Raw genomic sequence first — 16236 nt, 5'->3', positions numbered from 1 at the left:
CGTCGGATGCGAAGCGCCGCCGACATCCGGAAAACTTTTCTCGACTACTTCGCCAAGCACGCGGGGCACGCGGTGGTGCCCTCGAGCCCGGTCGTGCCGCACGACGATCCGACGCTGCTCTTCACCAACGCGGGGATGAACCAGTTCAAGGATGTCTTCCTGGGCCGCGGCACGCGCTCCTACGTCCGCGCCGTCGACACGCAGAAGTGCATCCGCGCCGGCGGCAAGCACAACGACCTGGAGGACGTGGGCCGCGACGCCTATCACCACACCTTCTTCGAGATGCTGGGCAATTGGTCCTTCGGTGACTACTTCAAGAAGGAGTCGATCGAGTGGGCGTGGGATCTGCTGACGCGGGTCTATGAAATTCCCAAGGAGCGCCTCTACGCCACCTACTTCGGCGGCGACACGAAGGCGGGCCTGGAGCCGGATGAGGAAGCCAAGGCGCTGTGGTTGAAATTTTTGCCGGCCTCGCATGTTTTGCCCGGCAACATGAAGGACAACTTCTGGGAGATGGGCGAGACGGGCCCCTGCGGACCCTGCAGCGAAATCCATTTCGATCGCATCGGCGGGCGCGACGCGGCGGCGCTGGTGAACTCGGGCGATCCCGATGTGCTTGAAATCTGGAACCTGGTCTTCATCCAGTTCAACCGCGAGAGCGGCGGCAAGCTCACCCCGCTTCCCGCCAAGCACGTGGACACGGGCATGGGGCTGGAGCGGCTGGTGTCGGTGCTGCAGGGCAAGCGTTCGAACTACGAAACCGACCTGTGGACGCCGCTCTTCCAGGCGATTCAGACCGCGACCGGCGCCAAGCCCTACGGCAACACGCTCGACGATCCCGCCGACATCGCCTACCGCGTGGCCGCGGATCACGTGCGCTGCCTTTGCAGCGCGATCGCCGACGGCGCCGCGCCGGGCAGTGAGGGGCGCAACTATGTGCTGCGCCGGATTCTTCGCCGCGCTGCGCGGATGGGCCACCAGCACCTTGGCGCGCGCGGACCCTATCTGCACCAAGTGGTGCCGGCGGTCTGCCAGTCGCTGGGTGAAGTCTTCCCCGAGTTGCGTCAGCAGCAGAAGCGCCTGACCGAGGTCATCCGCGACGAGGAGGTCGCCTTTGGCAAGACTCTCGAGCGCGGCATCGAGCTCTTCGAGGCGGCGGCGACCGTGGCGCGGACCAAGGGCGATGTCATTTCCGCGGAGGACGCCTTCCGACTGCACGACTCGATGGGATTTCCGGTCGACCTGACCCAGGTGATGGCCCAGGAGCGATCGCTCACCGTGGACATCGCGGGCTACCAGAAGCTGATGGAGCGGGCCCGCGAGACCAGCCGCGCGGGCACACAGGACGAGGCCCGCATCACGCTGACGCCGGACGCCATCGCGAAATTGCAGACGCTGCATGTTGCGCACACCGACGAGGCCCCGAAGTACCTCGGTCGGCCGGTCACCAGCCGCGTGGCGGCGATCTGGGATGGCCGCCACCTGCAGGAAAAGCTCGAAGCCGGCGTCACCGCGGCGATCATCGTGAAAAGAACCAGCTTCTATGCCGAAAGCGGCGGACAGATTTCCGACACTGGCATCATCGTGGCGGAGCATGCCCTGGGCGCCCGCAAGACGTCCATCGAGGACAACGACGAGTTCACCGGCGGCGTGCTTTCGGCGGCCACCGGCGGGGTGAGCCACAACAGCGACCGGGTCAACGCCGTCGAGTTCGAGGTGAAGGATGTCTTCAACGAGGCGGGCTACGTGCTGCACCTGGGACACGTCAAGCATGGCGAGATCCACCGCGGCGACTCGGTGATCATGGACTTGAAGCGGCCGCGGCGCCACCTGATCGCGGCGCACCACACGTCGACGCACCTGCTGAACTGGGCACTGCGCGAAACGCTGGGCGACGAGGTGCAGCAGCGCGGCAGCCTGGTGGCGGACGACCGTCTGCGCTTCGACTTCTCCTATCCGCGCGGCATGACCGGCGAAGAAATCGTTCGCGTCGAGAAGCTGGTGCGCGAGCACATCGCCCGCAACAGCGTGGTCAACGCGGCCAACGCGCCGCTGGATCAGGCGAAGAACATCGCGGGGGTCCGCGCCGTCTTCGGCGAGAAGTACCCCGACCCGGTGCGCGTGGTCTCCATCGGCGCCACCGTGGACGCTTTGCTGGCCGATCCCGCCAACGCCAAGTGGCGCGGTTGCAGCGTGGAATTCTGCGGCGGCACGCACCTGGCCTCCTGCCGCGAGGCCCACGATTTCGCCATCATGGGCGAGGGCGCGCTGAGCACCGGCGTGCGCCGCATCACCGCGCTGGCGGGCGTGGCTGCCACCGCCGCGATCCAGGCGACCGAATCGTTGCGAGCCCGCATCGAGCAGGCTTCGACGCTGCAAGGTGCGGCTCTCGCCGAGGAAGTTTCCGCGATTGGACAGTTGATGCAGTCGCTGCCGCTGGTCCACTCCCAGCGGCCCGCGCTGAACACCGCGATGGACGCGCTGCGCGAGAAGGCCAAGAGCGCCCGCCGCGAAGGCGAGGCTTCCAGCCGCGAAGCCGCCGTGGCCCGCATGCGGTCGCTGCTCGAATCGCACATGGGCGGGCCGCTGGTGGCTCGCCTTGATCACGCGGATCCACCCGCCCTGCTCGCCGCGCTGGATGCGGCGAAAGCCAAGGCGCCGGAGACCGCGACGCTCGTCGCTTCGCCCGATGCGGAAGCGGGAAAAGTTTCCATCGCCGCCCGCGTGCCGGCTTCGCTCATCGCCAAGGGCCTCAAGGCGGGCGACTGGGTGAAGATCGCGGCGCAAGCCTGCGGTGGCAGCGGCGGCGGCAAGCCCGACATGGCCCAGGCCGGCGGCAAGGACGCGTCGCGACTGGGCGAGGCTCTCGACGCCGCGCTGGCCCACGCCTCGAAGTTCGCCTGATCCAGCGACCGACGTCGCGGTAGCGCCGCGGGTTCAATGGTGGGTTGCACTTGCGGCGCACGCGGGACACCGCCATCATGCCGACATGAAGAGCACCGGCGGAATCCAGAGCATTCAGAATGATTCGGCTGTTTTTCAGGCTTCGAAGGAGTTTGCCGCGTCGACCGGCACGCTCCATGTCCCGGACATGGCGGCCTATCAAAAGCTGCACGAGCAGGCCATCAAGGAGCCGGAAAAATTCTGGGGCGACATCGCCAAACAATTCCACTGGTACAAGCCGTGGAGCAAGGTGCTGGAATGGAAATGCCCCGACGCCAAATGGTTTTCAGGCGGCACCACCAATGCGTGCTTCAACGCCGTGGACCGCATCGTGGCCGAAGGCCATGGAAACGACGTGGCGATCCTCTGGGAGGGCGAACCAGCCGGCGCCGATGGAGACTCGCCCGAGATCCGAAAAATCACCTACGCCGAGCTGCAGAGTGAAGTCTGCCGCATCGCCAACGCGCTCAAGCACATGGGCGTGCGCAAAGGTGATGTGGTCACGCTCTACATGGGGATGGTGCCGGAACTCGCCTTCGCCGTGCTGGCCTGCGCCCGCATCGGCGCGCCGCACAGCGTCATCTTCGGCGGATTCGCAGCCAGCGCCATCGTTGATCGCGTGCATGACGCGGGCAGCAAGGTCATCCTCACCTGCGACGGCGCGTGGCGGCGCGGCTCAGTGGTTCCGCTGAAGGAGAATGTCGACAAGGCCTGCGAGCAACTGCCGGAAGTCAAGAATGTCCTGGTGCTCCGGCGCTGCGGAAACAAGATCACCCTGCACGGCGGGCGCGATCAATGGTGGCACGAGGCGGTCGCAAAGGAATCAGAATCATGCCCCTGCGAACCGATGGAGGCCGAGGATCTGCTCTTCCTGCTCTACACCTCGGGAAGCACCGGAAAACCCAAGGGAATCCGCCACACCACCGGCGGCTACATGGTCTACACCGCCTACACGGCGAAACTGACTTTCAACCTGCTTCCGAATGCCAAACAAGTTTTCTGGTGCACCGCCGACATCGGTTGGGTCACCGGCCACAGCTATGTGATCTACGGCATCCTTCCCAACCGCGTCACGACTCTGATGTTTGAGGGCGCGCCCAACGCGCCGAAAGAAGACCGCTTCTGGCGAATCATTCAGCGCCACAAGGTCACGCATTTCTACACCGCCCCCACCGCGATTCGCGCCTTCATGAAGTGGGGCGACGCGCTGCCCGCGGCGCATGATCTCTCCAGCCTGCAACTGCTCGGATCGGTCGGCGAGCCCATCAACCCCGAGGCGTGGATGTGGTACCGCGAAAAGATCGGCCATGACCGCTGCCCGATCATGGACACCTTCTGGCAGACCGAGAGCGGCGGACACCTCATCACGCCGCTGCCGGGGTGCACGCCGCTGAAGCCCGGGTCATGCACGCTGCCCTTCCCCGGCGTGGACGCGGCCATCGTCGACGAGCAGGGCAACGAGCTGTCGCCGAACTCGGGCGGGCTGCTGGTCATCCGCAAGCCCTGGCCGGGCATGCTGCGGGGCATCCACGGCGACCGCGATCGCTTCATCGAGACCTACTGGAAGCGGATTCCCGGCATGTACCTCGCGGGTGACGGGGCGCGGCGCGACGGCGACGGATTCTTCTGGATCATGGGCCGAATTGACGATGTGCTCAACGTCAGCGGTCACCGCCTTGGAACTGCGGAAGTGGAGAGCAGCCTGGTGGGCAGCAAGATGGTCGTCGAGGCGGCCGTGGTCGGCATGCCCCACGAGATCAAGGGCACGGGCATCGCCGCGTTCTGCGTGCCGCACCCGGACTTCGCCCACGCGGCCGACGACTCGCTGCGCCAGATGCTGATGGAGCATGTCGCGGGCGACATCGGCGCGATCGCGCGGCCCGACATGATCCGCTTCACCAACGGGCTGCCCAAGACTCGCTCGGGAAAAATCATGCGCCGCCTTCTGCGCGACGTCGCCGCCGGCAAGGAGACCACGCAGGATGTGACCACCCTCGAGGACTTCAATGTGCTGGCGAAGCTCCGCGAGAGCGAAGAGTGATTTCCGCGCGGAGGATCGCTCTCCTTGCGCCGACCCTGCCTCTATTTCCTGGCGTCAAAAATAAAAACGCCGCGTGCGAATCCGGTTTGAATTCGCCGCGGCAAGTGAATGGAGCCGAGGGGAGTTGAACCCCTGTGCCGAAACGCCCTGACAAAGGCCTCTACGCGCGTAGTCAACTCTTTGATTTCGGACTTGCTTCGGCTATTGACCGCCTGCGCAAGACCTATGCATACAAAGTGTCGCGGGAAACCGCATGCCAGGGTTTCTCCGCCAGCCCGATGTTTTTTGGATGCCGCCCCATCGGACGTCAGACGTCATCCATGCAGCCTAATTAGGCTGCGATTGCGTACTGCGTGTTGGCAGTCGACTTTGTGCCTACTTTTTACGTGGCCAGCAGGCTCCACGGCGCGCCACCAGTGTCTGGAATCGTCCGGTCGATACCGGTACGGCCCCGTCCAAGAACGAGAGTGTAGCCCGTCCGACGGACAAATTGAAACCGCCGGAGAATTTATTTCGTCGTCGATTCAGCTTCCACGGCGCGGAAGCGGTTCAGCGCGTTCAGCGCCGCCACCTTGTAGCACTCGGCGAAGGTCGGATAGTTGAAGACCGTGTTCACGAAGTAGTCCAGCCCGCCGCCCAGGGCCAGCACCGCCTGGCCGATGTGCACGATCTCCGTCGCCTGGCTGCCGATGCAATGCACGCCCAGCAGCTTGCGCGAATCGCGGTGGAAGATGAGCTTGAGCACGCCCTGGTCGTCGCCGCGGATCTGCCCGCGGGCGCTTTCGGAATAGCGGGAAACGCCAATCTCATAAGGCACGGCGTCGCGAGTCAGCTCCTGCTCGGTGGCCCCCACCATGCTCAGCTCCGGCACCGCGTAAATGCCGTAGGGCCAGTGGCTGGGTACGCCTCCATGAGAGAGGCCGAACATGTCGCAGGCGGCGATGCGCCCCTGCTCGTAGCTGGTGGCCGCCAGGCCCGGCGCGCCGATGACGTCGCCGGCAGCGTAGATATTTTCAACGGTTGTCCGGTAGCGCGGGTCCACCTTGATGCGCCCGCGCTCGTCGGCCGCGATGCCGATCCGGTCCAGGTCGAGCCCCTCGATGTTGCCCTGCCGGCCCGCGCTGCTGAGCACGACATCGGCCACGATCCGCTTGCCGCTGCGCATCTCGATGTTGACCGTCGGCTTCTCGCCGTTGGTCCGGGTCACGCTGGCCACCTCCTCGTTCAGGCGGAAGGTCACGCCTTTCTTGCGCATCTGATGGACCAGCTCGTCCACCAGCTCCGTCTCCATGAAGGAAATCGGCCGGTCCACCTTGTCCAGCACCGTCACCTGCACGCCGATCTGGGCGAACATGCTGGCGTATTCGATGCCGATCACGCCGGCGCCGATCACGACCATGGTACGCGGGATCTTGGGTATCGACAAAATGGTGTCGCTGGTGAAGATGCATTCGAGGTCCGGGATCATCTTCACCGGCGTGGCGGCGCGACTGCCCGTGGCGATCAGCGCGAACGAGGTGTGCAGCGCGCGGTTGATGTCCACTCCCTCGACATTGATCTCATGGGGCGAGACGAAGCGGCCCAGGCCGGGCACGATCTCGACGTCGTTGCGGTCGAACTGGTCGTGCACGACCTCGCTCTCTCGGTCGACCACCATGTCGACGCGACTCAGCAGCGCCTCCATCGTGGGGCGCACCGGCCGCGTGCCCAGGGCGTGCATGCTCAGCGTGATGCTGCGGCGGGTCAGGCTGCGGACCGCCTCGCGAAAGGTCTTGCTGGGAATCGTCGCGGAATGAATGCAGGCGCCGCCGATGCTCGGGGCCTTCTCCACCACGCAGACGCGCTTGCCGAGCTTGCTGGCCTGCACCGCGGCGCGCTGCCCTGCCGGACCGCTGCCGATCACCACCAGGTCATATTCAAAGGACTCGGCCATGGATGGGCTGAAGAGTAGCGGCTGCGATTGGGGTCAACCGTGCCGCCGCGCGAAGTCGACCATGAGGTCGGCCAGCGCCTTGGCCCCCGCCACGGGCATGGCGTTGTACATGCTGGCGCGCATGCCGCCGGTGGCGCGATGGCCGGCCAGCGCGTCGAGCCCGGCTCCGGCCGCCTCCTCCAGGAAGGCGGCCTCGTGCTTCGGATCGGCGGCGTGGAAAAGAACATTCACCAGGCTCTGGCATTCGGGCTCGGCGTTGGCGATCCAGAATCCCTTGGAATCCTTGATGGCCCGCATCACCAGGTCGCAGCGGGTCCGCGAGCGCCGGGCCATTTCCGCGAGCCCGCCCTGGCGGAGGATCCACTCGCACATCACGCCGACGGCATGAATGCCGAAGGTGGGCGGCGTGTTCAGCCGGCTGGCGGCGTGCACATGTTCGTCGTAGCGCATCATGCTGGGCAGCGTGCGCACCGGCGCCTTCACCAGGTCGCGGTGCATCACCACCATGGTCATGCCCGAGGGGCCAAGATTCTTCTGCGCGGAGGCGTAGAGGAAAGAACAGCCGGTCAGGTCCAGCGGCTCGGCGTAGATGTCGCTGCTGGCGTCGCGGGCCAGCCAGGCGCCGGCGGCGGGCTTGGGCGGCGCGACCCACCGCGTTCCATAGACGGTGTTGTTGGAGCAGTAGTGCAGGTAGGTCGAGCCCGGCGTGGTCTTGAGCTCACCCGGCCGAGGCGTGCGGCGATATCCGCACTCTTTCCCCTTCCAGATTTCGTTGACGCGCCCGACCAGCTTGGCGTCCGCGATCGCCTTAGAGGCCCACACACCCGTGTCCGGATAGTCCGCGCTGCCGCCGTCGGGCAGGAAATTCATCGGCAGCATGCCGAATTGCTGCGTCGCGCCTCCGGGAAGAAAGAGCACCGCGTAATCGTCGGGGATGTTGCCGACCTTGCGGAAGGCCGCCTCGCTCTGAGCGAGGACCTTTTCAAACAAGGTTCCGCGATGGGAAATCTCCAGGATGCCGGCGCCGCCGCGCTCAAGGTCGATCAGATCGGAGCGCAACTGCTCGAGAACCTCCAGCGGCATGCCGGCGGGACCCGCGGAAAAGTTGTAGACGCGGCCGCCGGGCAGCGGTCGCACGGCGCCGGCCTGAGCACCAGTGTGCGTGGCATGGATCACGGCTTGCTCGCGATCGATGCGATGCTGGCACTGAGCACGTTGGCGTTGCGGCGGATGGTGTTCATCTGCTCCTCGGTCGGCGTCTGGTTCAGGTGGATGCGGGCCAGCGCCGCCTCGCCTCCCTCGTAGATGATGTTCTCCATCTCCTCGGCGTTGATGCCTGCCTGGCCCAATGTGTAGAAGACATGCGCCAGCACGCCGGGCCGGTTCAGGTGCCGCACCGAAAGCAGCGTGGTCGCCGGCGTCGAGCGGGCGCGGTTGACGCAGTTGGGGGCCGAGCCGCTCTCCAGCCATTCGCGGATCACCCGCACCGTCTCCGCCGCGACCGCCAGGGCCGCCTGCGTGGTCGAGGCTCCGATGTGAAAGGTTCCATAGACGCCCGCCATCTTGGCGAGCGGCTCCTCGAAACGATCGTCGTCCTTCTCCGGCTCATGGGCGAAAACGTCCAGACCGGCGCGGATGCCGCGGCTCTTGACCGCCGCCGCCAGCGCGGCCTCATCGATCACGCGGCCGCTGGAGGTATTCACCAAAATCGAGTTGGGCTTGAGGGCGTTGAGGAATTTCTCGCCGATCAGCCCGTCGGTCTCCTCGTTCACGGCCAGGCTCACGCTGACCACGTCGGCCAGCTTGGCCAGATTGACGATGTTGGCGCAGAAGTGCACGCCCGCTGCGTCGGCTTTCTCTTCGGTGAGATGACGGCTCCACGCCACCACGCTCATGCCGAAAGCCTTGGCCCGCCGGGCGATCTCCATGCCCACCTGGCCCAGACCGACCACACCGAGCGTTCGACCGTGCAGCCCCGCCGCCTGCAGAAATTCCTTGCGCTTCCAGAGTCCCTTGCGCATCTCGATCACCTGGTCGGGCAGGCGCCGGTCGCAGGCGAGAATGTGCGCCCAGGCCAGCTCGGCGACGGCGTTGGCGTTGCGGCCAGGGCAGTTGGCTACGAAGACACCGCGCCGGCTCGCCGCACCCAAGTCAATTTCATCGACGCCCGCGCCGGCCTGCACCACCAGCGCCAGCTTGGGGCTCGCCTCGATGGCCTCGGCGCTCACGGACGTTTCGCGCACCACCAGCACTTCACTCTGGGTGTCCGCCAGTCGCTTGGCCAGGTCCTTGGCGGCCAGATCGGGCTCGTGGAGGACTTCGCAGCCCAGGTCCTGAAGCGCGCGGACGCCATGATCGCCGAAGGCGTCGGCGACCAGCACCCGCACCGTGCTGCGCGGAATGGAGTTCGGATTCGAGTTGCTGCGGGAAAAGACGGTCATGCGCCAAGTGTATCGGCGCGTTCACTCGATCGGTTGAATGAAAAGTCCGCTGGGCACGGCCAGGTCGACCGTGATGGCGCCGTGGGGCACGCCTTCGCCGCCCCGGGCGATCTCCAGGAGATCCTCCATCGATGGAATGGCGAAGACGAAGGCTGCGGCGGCCTCGCCCGAGTCCACCATCTGGGCCAGTGCCGTGGGGCTGATGGTGGCGCTGACCGAGCATTTCCGGGGGGAATTGACCTGATTTCCCGCAGACAGCAAAGGTTCGAGCACTCCACGTTCGAAGCGCGTCCGCTCCCAGTTGGCCGCCGGGGAATGCCCCGGCTTGGCGGGCGGGATCCGGCAGCGGATCCAGGAGCCCTTGCCGGAAGTTGCCGCGGTGCCGCGCAGGTAGGCGTCGAAAAATCCCGCCGGTGGCATGCCCGGATTTTCCGGATTCTTTGCGCATCCTGACTCAAGCAGCTCGGCAAGTTTTTTCTCCAGCGCCGCTTCGTCGCCTCCCTGCACGATGAGATGCGATGCGTGGATGGAAATGTGCTCGAACTCCACCAGGGCCATGGCTCGGGCCGGCGGTCGTCCGGGCGAGGCGCCCTCTGCTGAATACAATTCGTCTCCGTTCACCGCCACCAGCGACTTCAGATCGTTCACCAGCTTCGTCACCAGCGCCGTCTCACGGCAGGCCCAGATCGTGTGCGTCGCGCCATCCTTGCCCAGGAAGTGGGCGAGCGGCCTCTCGATGGTGCTGCCTCGGATCGCGCTTCCAAGCTCCTCCTGGTCCATGAATGCAAAGAGCGGAATCTCGGCGTGGGCGCCAAGCTGTCGATCCTGCTCACTTGTCTCCTGTGCCTTGGCGGCGTCGCCGGCCTGAAGGCGCAGAATCCCCTTGAGGAAATTCTCGGAGAGATCCATGGCCGCGATCAGGGCGACCGACTTCTTCTCACCGCGGACTTGCCGGTAGACGTACATCTGCGGGAGCGGATCCTGGACGAGCCACTTGCTGGCCTTGAGCCGCTCAAACTGCTTCACGCCGGCGTGGGGATCGCCGAGCTTCTGCCGAAGGTCCGCCCGAACCGCCGGCAGCCAGGTGTTGGGCACCTCCTCCAGCCGGCGCATGGCTTCCGCCAGGGAAAGCCGGCCGCCGGGCTCACAGGAGATGTCCGCGGACTTGGCCGGGATGGGTCGAAAGGCTGCGAATTGGTGAATTCTGAACACGAAAGACGATCCTGGCGGGGATGGTAGCCGCCGCTTCCGGTGACCGTGGAGGCGAAATTATGGACTGCCCGAAGGCGCCGCGCCGGTTCCGTCTGATCGGTCTATGCGGACGGGGTGTGACCCTTTGCTCTCGAAAACACCAATGTGACTTCAGCGTGAAGTTTTTATAACCGACCTTCCCCATGGAATTGTCTTGTGAAGACAGTCTCAGCTTGAACCACTTCGGAGAAGTACCCCCATGCTCGTCGAATCGACTTTGGATGCGAATGTGTTCTCACTCGACGCACACATTGAAGCCCCCTCCGCCAGCGACCGCGTCGGGGAACGATTCGAGAGACTCGCCCACCGGCTCCGCAAGGCGGGCCTGATCTGGGCCCAGGCCGAACCCAGTTGCCTCCGCTTCTCCACCGCCGACGAATGGCTGACCCGACTCACCTCGGGCAGCGCCTGGATGCGCCGCGCCGTCGACCAGGTCATCACGCAATGGAACGCCAACGGCTGCGTCGCCTCCATCGAAGCCATCCCCGGATGCTGGGTGCTGCCGGCGGGAGTCAAGGTGCGCTCCGACGGCGTTTCGCGCGGGCTGGTGGTGGCCATCACCCGGGACGCGATCGGCCAGCATGGATCGTTCCAGGCCCTCTGCCAGTCTTCCGGCGTCGACTTCGAGCTGACCCGCGACCTGCTGCGCCGCGAGCCGGCGATCCTGCGCCAGGAAATTCCCCGGCTCAGCGCCATGGTATCGCTGGTGCGCCCGGCGGCTCTTCGAACCATGTCCGCGATCCCGACCATCGAAGCCCTGCTTCGCGCGGTCGAGACCGCGGACCAGTCCATCCGCGGCCACAGCGAGCGGACCGCGAATCTCGCACTCCGCCTGGCCACGACCTGCCGCCTGAACCCGACGGATCAGGAAACGGCGCGCGTGGCCGGGCTTCTGCATGACGTCGGCAAGATCGGCATCCCCACTTCCATTCTCCAGAAGCGCGGCGCCCTGACCCTGGAGGAACGGGCCCTGGTGAACATGCATCCGGAGATGGGCAAGCAGATCGTTTCCGGCCTGGGCGGGCTGGAGCGCACGGTGCCCGCGGTGCTTTGGCACCACGAACGATGGGATGGCGCCGGCTATCCCCACGGACTGGCCGGGGAGAAGATTCCCGTGCTGGCGCGGATCATGTCGGTGGTGGACAGCTTCGACGCCATGCGCCGCAACCGCCCCTACTGCGACTCGATGTCGATCGAGGCGGCGCTGCTGGAGGTCCAGAACGGCGCCGGCCGGCAGTTTGACCCGAAGATCGCCCACACCTTCGTGGGCCTGATCGACCGCGAGCCCGTGCTCGCCGCCTGAAAAATATTTTTCCGGGAAAGCGCTTCCCCCCTTGTGCCCGCGCCGCGGCGGTGGCACAATTCCGGCATGGGCACTGAGGCCAAGGAAGGCTTCGCTGGACATGACGCCACAGAGCATCCGTACCGAACTCTGAGAATGGCGGTTGGTTCCCTCACCAAATTTGATCGGCGCGTCCTGTTGCTGCGATGGGGCGACGAACTGACCCGGCATGAGACCGCGGCCGTGCTGTCGCGCGAGCCCGCCTCGGTGCTGGCCGCGGAAAATCGCCTGCGCGACTGGATGCGCGAGCAGATCGACCTGGCCCAGCACACGCTGGTGTGAGCCGGGGCTCTGCCGCTCAATCGGAAATTATGGAAGGATTCGCCCCGGCAGGCGCCCCCGACGGCTCGGGCGATGGCTTCGGCTCCACCGGTGGAGTCTGCGGCGCCGGCACGCCCGTCGACGGCATGGGCGGAGCGGGCGAGATCGCCGCGGGATTGGCGGGATCCACCGATGTCGGATCCATCTTGGGCACCGCATTGGGCAGCGGCGTTTTGAGCCCGGCGATGGGCTCGACCGGAGGGCCGAGTTCCGGCATCTCGAAGGGCTTGGTATCGGTCTTCTTCAGCGCGGAGCCGGTGGTGTCGTTGGGCTGGTTGCCCTCCTCGTAGCCGACGTTGACGCCCCAGGCGCCCCAGCCCGTGGTCGCCTCGGTGGCGCTGGGCACCTTGAGCTCGGCGGTCCAGTCGATTTGCGCCTGGCCCAGCTGAGTTCCGGTGGCGAAGGCCAGGTCGACCAGCGAGATCTGCCATCCCGCCAGCGCCGTCACTTCCTTGCTTTGCGCGTCGCCCAGCTGGTTCGCCGCGATGAGCACGTCGGTGCTGGTGCGAATGCCCAGGTCGAACTGGCGCTTTTCCGCCTCATAGGTCCGGCCCGCCAGCGCCGTCTCCAGGCGCGCCGCCAGGATGCGCCGCCAGGAGTTCTGCAGATTGTCCATGGCGTTGAAAAGCTCCTGGCGGATCGTCTGGCGGCGCAGATCGCGCGTGGCCAGTCGCTGCAGACGGGTCAAAATCGCCTGCTGAACCCGGTTCTTGGCGGCCTCGTTGCCCAGCGGAATGTTGGCGTTGGCGGAGGCCGTGAAGCCATCGTCGTTGCCGATGTTCCAGCTCTTGGCGAAGTCGTCGTTGGTTCCCTGGATGTTGTACTGGTAGGCCACGGTGAAGAGTGGCAGCGCCGCGTTGCGGGCCAGCCCCAGATTGGTGGCGTCGACCGCCAGCTGCAGCTCCAGCTCCAGCATCTCCATGCGATTCTCCACCGCCTGCTGGGCCAGCTTCTCCGGGTCGAACTTCAGACCCAGCGGCCTCGGCTCGGTGACTGTGATCACATAGATCGGCGTGTCCATGTTCAGCTCGGGGTCATTGATCAGGCGCTTGAGGTCGCGCTGCCGCAGGCGCAGCAGGTTGTCCGCGATGATGATGTTCTCGATCGTGCTGCCCAGGCCGCTCTCGGCGCGGATGACCTCGATCTGGGCCGCGTCACCGGCGTTCACGCGCCGCCGCGCCCGCTCCAGCTGGGCCAGCGCCAGCTTGTACTGGTTGAGGCGCACGTCCAGCTCGCGCGACGCCGCGTAGACGTTCCAGTAGGTCTTGTCAACGTTGGCCAGCAGCCGGATCGATTCGAGCTTGGTCCGCGCGTCGGCGATCTGGCTGTTGAGCTTGGCCACGCGGATGCTGGCGGTGTTGGCCTCCACGCCGGCACCCTGCAGCAGCGGCTGGCTGATCGAGAAGGCCATGCCGCTCTGCCAGTTGTCCGTGCCCGTCGCCGCGGCGACCGTGGGCGTGTTCTCCGTGGAGAGCGCCGAGGCGGTGAAGGTGCCGCCGGTGGCCAGCGGAAAATTCAGTCCGGTGGTGAAGTTGTCCGTGGCCAGGTTCCCGGTGGTGGGGTCGTTGCCGACCAGATTCGACGACTGCTTCTGCCAGTTGGCGGTGATGGCGGCCTCGAACTTGGCCTCCTCCTGGCTCACCTGCGAGCGCGCGATCGCCGGGTTGTAGAGCTGCACCTTCAAGTCCAGGTTGCGCTGCAGCGCCGCCGAGCGGCACTCCGCCAGGGTCAGCTCGCGCGTCGGCCGATCCTCCTGCTTGGGCAGCTTGTCCGCCGAGAGGCTCTTCTCGATTTCCTTGAGGGTCTCCGGCGGCTGCGACGCCGCCTTCACCGGATTGAAGGTGCCGACCTCGTGCAGCCGCTTCGCCGGCGCGGTGTAGGGCGTCTCGGCGTCCTGAAAGAGCTCGTTCTGGCAGCCGCACAGCGCGGCGCACAGGATCAGGCCGGTCGTTCGTGCGATGCGCGACGCGTCAATCATGCCGCAGCGCCTCGATGGGATCCAGGCGCGAAGCCTTGATCGCGGGGAACATGCCGAAGACCACGCCGACGATCGCGCTGAAAAGAAACGCCAAGGCGATCGCCCAGCCCGGAACGCTGGCTTCCTTGAGATAGGTGCCGAGAAACACTCGCAACAGCATGGCGAAACTCTGCCCGATCATCACGCCGACCATGCCGCCGACCAGGCAGAGCGTGACCGCCTCCAGCAGGAACTGCAGCAGGATCGCCGACGGTGTGGCGCCGACCGCCTTGCGCAGTCCGATTTCGCGGGTCCGCTCGCTCACGCTCACCAGCATGATGTTCATGATGCCGATGCCGCCCACCAGCAGGCTGATGGCCACGATGCCGCCCGCCACCGCGGTGATGCCGCTGGCGATGCTCTTGAACTGGTTGATGAACTGGTCGATGGCCTGCACGCGGAAGGTCTCGGGATCGTCGGGCCCCAGCTGGCGGATCTTCTTCATCACGCGGGTGATCTCCATCTTGGCATCGTCGGCGTCCGCGGGGCTGTTGGCCATGGCCACGATCTGCATGAAGTAGTCGCGATCCTGGAACTTCTCCATCATCGGAAAAGGGATGAAGAGCTCGGCACTGATGGTGCTGAAGCCGGTCATGCGCTCGGTGATGGTCTCGACCACACCCACGATCAGGAAGCGCCGGCCGCCAATGATCAGATGCTCCCCCACCGGGTCGTTGGGCAGCTTCAGGTCGCGGATCCCCAGCTCGTTCACCATGCAGACCTGCCGGGCGTTGTCGATGTCGGCGGCGCTGAAGGGCCGCCCCATGATCACCTGCCGGTTTTCGGTCTGGTGCCATGCGGGCCACATGCCCGTGATGGACACACCCTCGAGCGTTTCGTTGAGGCTCTGCACGCTCAGGCTGGTCTCGCTGATGGGAGTCACGCATTTCACGCTGCGGCACTGATCCGCGATGGCCTGGGCTTCCCGGGCCTTCAAGCGCACTTTTTCCCAGGGATACTTGTTGCGCGGAGCGTTCTCCGGCCGGCTCGGCCACACATAGAGTCGCGCCGCGCCGAAGGTCTCGAACTCCTTGAGCACCTGGGTCTTCATGCCGGTGAGCGCCGCGATGACCGCGGTGGTGCTGGCCACGCCCACGATGATGCCCAGCGCCGTCAGCGCGCTGCGCATCTTGTTGGCCCAGATCTGGCGGAAGGCCAGCAGAATGCTTTCGAAATAGAAGAGCGGGCTCAGCATGCGACGGTGAGCCTCCGGGCCTTGGCCAGCGGCCCCACGGCCTCGTCTTGCTCAGCGGGAAGATCGCTCAGGATCAGCCCGTCGCGCAGCCGCAGCACGCGCTCGCAGTGCGCGGCGACGTCGATTTCGTGCGTCACCATCACCACGGTCTGGCCGTCGCGGTGGATCTTCTCGAAGAGCTCAAGGATCTCCAGGGTGGTGACGGTGTCCAGGTTGCCCGTCGGCTCGTCGGCCATCAGAATTTTCGGGTTGGTCAGGATGGCGCGGGCGATGGCCACGCGCTGCTTCTGGCCGCCGGAGAGCTGGCTCGGACGGTGGTCCATGCGGTCGGCCAGGCCGACGCGGTCAAGCACGTCCTTGGCGATCTGCCGGCGGCGCTTGCGCCAGCCCCAGCCCTCGCCCTGCGCATAGAGCAGCGGCAGCTCGACGTTCTCCAGCGCCGACAGCCGCGGCAGCAGCTCGAAGCTCTGGAAGACGAAGCCGATCTCCTTGTTGCGCACCGCGGCGAGCTCGTTGGAGTCCAGGTCGCTCACCAGGCGCCCGCCGAGGCGGTAGGTGCCGCCGGTCGGCTGATCCAGGCAGCCCAGCGTGTTCATCAGGGTGCTCTTGCCGCTGCCGGAGGCGCCCATGATCGCGACCATCTCCCCCTGGTGCAGGTCGAAGTCCACTCCGCGCAGCGCGTGGATGATTTCGACGCCAACCCGGTAGATCTTGGTGAGCCCTCGAATCTCGATGAGTGGGTGACTCATTCG

At 65.9% G+C, this 16236-nt stretch carries 11 protein-coding genes and 1 other RNA gene; 4 read left to right on the top strand and 8 right to left on the bottom strand.

Translation table 11 applies throughout. The annotated features are described in order from the left end of the window. The first annotated feature begins 6 nt into the window (after nucleotides 1–6). Both alaS and acs read left to right on the top strand, forming a co-directional pair. Nucleotides 7–2904, top strand: coding sequence for an alanine--tRNA ligase (alaS, locus tag K8R92_05635; GenBank protein MCE9619369.1), 2898 nt, complete (start codon nucleotides 7–9; stop codon nucleotides 2902–2904). An 85-nt stretch (nucleotides 2905–2989) separates the two neighbouring features. Continuing rightward, nucleotides 2990–4984, top strand: coding sequence for an acetate--CoA ligase (gene acs, locus K8R92_05630; protein MCE9619368.1), 1995 nt, complete (start codon nucleotides 2990–2992; stop codon nucleotides 4982–4984). Nucleotides 4985–5090: 106 nt separating this feature from the next. Here the strand turns inward: acs and ssrA are convergent. From ssrA to K8R92_05605, 5 genes are all read right to left on the bottom strand, one after another. Next, nucleotides 5091–5437, bottom strand: a transfer-messenger RNA (tmRNA) gene (gene ssrA, locus K8R92_05625). 55 nt (nucleotides 5438–5492) lie between these two features. Continuing rightward, nucleotides 5493–6917: a Si-specific NAD(P)(+) transhydrogenase gene (gene sthA, locus K8R92_05620; protein MCE9619367.1), complete on the bottom strand. Its 1425-nt coding sequence runs from the start codon at nucleotides 6915–6917 to the stop codon at nucleotides 5493–5495. A 33-nt stretch (nucleotides 6918–6950) separates the two neighbouring features. Then, complete coding sequence (gene serC / locus K8R92_05615; GenBank protein ID MCE9619366.1) at nucleotides 6951–8093, bottom strand: 3-phosphoserine/phosphohydroxythreonine transaminase; 1143 nt, start codon at nucleotides 8091–8093, stop codon at nucleotides 6951–6953. Then, the gene (locus K8R92_05610; GenBank protein ID MCE9619365.1) at nucleotides 8090–9358 is read right to left on the bottom strand and encodes a hydroxyacid dehydrogenase; all 1269 of its coding nucleotides are present in this window, start codon (nucleotides 9356–9358) and stop codon (nucleotides 8090–8092) included. Before K8R92_05610 ends, serC begins: the two co-directional genes overlap by 4 nt. 21 nt (nucleotides 9359–9379) lie before the next feature. Next, nucleotides 9380–10570, bottom strand: coding sequence for a DUF1015 domain-containing protein (locus K8R92_05605; protein MCE9619364.1), 1191 nt, complete (start codon nucleotides 10568–10570; stop codon nucleotides 9380–9382). 238 nt (nucleotides 10571–10808) lie between these two features. Between K8R92_05605 and K8R92_05600 the strand changes: the two genes are divergently transcribed. Then, nucleotides 10809–11912: an HD-GYP domain-containing protein gene (locus K8R92_05600; protein MCE9619363.1), complete on the top strand. Its 1104-nt coding sequence runs from the start codon at nucleotides 10809–10811 to the stop codon at nucleotides 11910–11912. A gap of 135 nt (nucleotides 11913–12047) precedes the next feature. Continuing rightward, nucleotides 12048–12233 (top strand): hypothetical protein, encoded by a 186-nt coding sequence (locus K8R92_05595; protein ID MCE9619362.1) that lies wholly within the window; start codon nucleotides 12048–12050, stop codon nucleotides 12231–12233. A gap of 16 nt (nucleotides 12234–12249) precedes the next feature. On the opposite strand, the gene K8R92_05590 is transcribed toward K8R92_05595, so the two are convergent. Genes K8R92_05590 through K8R92_05580 form a run of 3 tightly spaced genes read right to left on the bottom strand, consistent with a single transcriptional unit; the run spans nucleotide 12250 to nucleotide 16233 of the window. Continuing rightward, a complete protein-coding gene (locus tag K8R92_05590) occupies nucleotides 12250–14250 on the bottom strand; it encodes a TolC family protein (GenBank protein ID MCE9619361.1) in 2001 nt (666 codons plus the stop codon). Then, on the bottom strand, nucleotides 14243–15484 hold the full coding sequence (locus tag K8R92_05585; GenBank protein ID MCE9619360.1) for an ABC transporter permease: 1242 nt from the start codon (nucleotides 15482–15484) through the stop codon (nucleotides 14243–14245). The genes K8R92_05590 and K8R92_05585 overlap by 8 nt, the downstream gene beginning before the upstream one ends. Further along, nucleotides 15478–16233 (bottom strand): ABC transporter ATP-binding protein, encoded by a 756-nt coding sequence (locus K8R92_05580; protein MCE9619359.1) that lies wholly within the window; start codon nucleotides 16231–16233, stop codon nucleotides 15478–15480. The genes K8R92_05585 and K8R92_05580 overlap by 7 nt, the downstream gene beginning before the upstream one ends. Nucleotides 16234–16236: the final 3 nt, after the last annotated feature.

Source organism: Planctomycetota bacterium (genome assembly GCA_021414025.1).
In the GTDB taxonomy this organism is placed as follows: domain Bacteria; phylum Planctomycetota; class Phycisphaerae; order Phycisphaerales; family SM1A02; genus SYAC01.
Note: the sequence above shows the minus strand (reverse complement) of the source record. Positions and strands in the feature narration are given on the sequence as shown.

Coding starts and splice junctions, on each gene's coding strand:
- K8R92_05595 (MCE9619362.1), top strand. CDS start 12,048: ATGGCGGTTGGTTCCCTCACCAAATTTGATCGGCGCGTCCTGTTGCTG.
- K8R92_05590 (MCE9619361.1), bottom strand. CDS start 14,250: ATGATTGACGCGTCGCGCATCGCACGAACGACCGGCCTGATCCTGTGC.
- sthA (MCE9619367.1), bottom strand. CDS start 6,917: ATGGCCGAGTCCTTTGAATATGACCTGGTGGTGATCGGCAGCGGTCCG.
- K8R92_05585 (MCE9619360.1), bottom strand. CDS start 15,484: ATGCTGAGCCCGCTCTTCTATTTCGAAAGCATTCTGCTGGCCTTCCGC.
- acs (MCE9619368.1), top strand. CDS start 2,990: ATGAAGAGCACCGGCGGAATCCAGAGCATTCAGAATGATTCGGCTGTT.
- K8R92_05600 (MCE9619363.1), top strand. CDS start 10,809: ATGCTCGTCGAATCGACTTTGGATGCGAATGTGTTCTCACTCGACGCA.
- K8R92_05580 (MCE9619359.1), bottom strand. CDS start 16,233: ATGAGTCACCCACTCATCGAGATTCGAGGGCTCACCAAGATCTACCGG.
- K8R92_05610 (MCE9619365.1), bottom strand. CDS start 9,358: ATGACCGTCTTTTCCCGCAGCAACTCGAATCCGAACTCCATTCCGCGC.
- alaS (MCE9619369.1), top strand. CDS start 7: ATGCGAAGCGCCGCCGACATCCGGAAAACTTTTCTCGACTACTTCGCC.